The sequence below is a fragment of the Acetobacter papayae JCM 25143 genome, from assembly GCF_000613285.1.
Lineage (GTDB): Bacteria > Pseudomonadota > Alphaproteobacteria > Acetobacterales > Acetobacteraceae > Acetobacter > Acetobacter papayae.
In genome coordinates this window covers 1-1491 of the sequence record NZ_BAIN01000152.1, presented here as the reverse complement: position 1 = coordinate 1491, position 1491 = coordinate 1, and the positions used below count along the sequence as shown (strand labels likewise).

Below are 1491 nucleotides of genomic sequence, written 5' to 3'. Positions count from 1 at the left end.
AGCGGGGATAAGCAGGGCCGCACGCGCCAGACACGCGGCCATGATACAGGCAGGTAGGATGGCGGGCAGGGGAAGGCTGGCAAGGCTTGCCGCGCGCAGCCCGAAGGACAGACACAACGCCATGACGCCATAGCTGCCAACGCGGCTGTCACGCATGATGTCCAGCCTGCGCGAGGGTGTGGAGCCGCCGCAGCCATCGGCCATATCGGCCAGCCCATCTTCATGCAGACCGCCGCCCAGTATGGTCTGTGCTGACAGTGCCAGACAGGCCGCGACAAGCGGAGGCATATGCGCCAGTTGTGCCAGCAGCAGAATAACCCCGGCAAACAGGCCGATACCGCCGCCAATAAGTGGCCAGCACCAGAGCGAACGCGCCATGGGCCATACGGCGCTGGTGTTGCGGTATGGCGCAGGCAGCAGCCGGGTAATGGGCAGGCGGGTCAGCAGGCCCAGACCGCAGGCAAGGTGCAGGCGCACCGTGTCCAGCGTGGCCCGGAGGGAGGGGCTAGTGCTCAAGCGTATCAGAGCGGGAGACGGCGGCCTCGGCAAAGGTGGCCATGCCGGTGTGGCAGGCTAATGCTCCGCGCAGAATGGCGACGGCAAGGGCAGCCCCCGAGCCTTCTCCCAGCCGCAGGCCAAGGCCCAGCAGGGGTTCCATGTTCAGATGGCTGGCCAGCCGGTGTGTCTGGCCAGTGAGGGTGGCACAGTGCGAAAGACAGGTATGGGCCAGTCCTTCAGGGTGCATTTGTGCCAGTGGCGCAACCGCTGCCAGACAGACAAAGCCATCCAGCAGCACGGGTATGCCCATATGGCGCGCGGCCAGCGTGGCCCCCAGCATGGCCGCCAGTTCAAACCCGCCCACACGGCGGGCTATTTCCAGCGGGCTGGACAACTGTGGCGCATGGTAGCGCAGGGCCTCCTGCACCACGGCGGCTTTCTGGGCCGTGCCGTATTTATCCAGCCCCGTGCCTGCCCCTGCCCAGTCCGTGCCGGTACCGCCCGCCACGGCCGCGGCCATGGTAGAAGCGGCGGTGGTGTTGCCAATACCCATTTCGCCCAGGCAGAGCAGGTCACAATCTGCTGGTACGGCGTTGTAGCCTGTGGCCACGGCCTGCACGAAGGCATGCTCGCTCATAGCGGGTTGGGTGGTAAAATCCGCTGTGGCGCGCAGGCCGTTGACGCACACGACTTCCAGTGCCGCATCCACTGTGCGGGCAAGCTGGTTAATGGCAGCCCCCCCACGCTCGAAATTGCTGACCATCTGGGCCGTGACTTCCTGCGGCCATGGCGAAACGCCCTGTGCGGTTACGCCGTGATTTCCCGCGAAGATAATCACCTGCACCCGCTCAAGCCGGGGCGTGACCCGGCCCTGCCACCCCCCGAGCCAGCGTGTCAGCTCCTCAAGGCGGCCAAGGCTGCCGGGGGGCTTTGTCAGTTGCGCTTCGCGCAGGGCAATGACTTCCTGCGCTGTGGAGTCGGGTTCGGGCAGGG

2 protein-coding genes are annotated in these 1491 nt (G+C 66.2%); both read right to left on the bottom strand.

The genetic code is table 11. The features are described 5' to 3' along the window. A partial coding sequence (locus JCM25143_RS15050; RefSeq protein ID WP_025861832.1) for an adenosylcobinamide-GDP ribazoletransferase occupies positions 1 to 516 on the bottom strand: 516 nt, incomplete at its 3' end. Then, on the bottom strand, positions 506 to 1489 hold the full coding sequence (gene cobT / locus JCM25143_RS15045; RefSeq protein ID WP_081773628.1) for a nicotinate-nucleotide--dimethylbenzimidazole phosphoribosyltransferase: 984 nt from the start codon (positions 1487 to 1489) through the stop codon (positions 506 to 508). The genes JCM25143_RS15050 and cobT, both read right to left, overlap by 11 nt. Between the last annotated feature and the right edge of the window lie 2 nt (positions 1490 to 1491).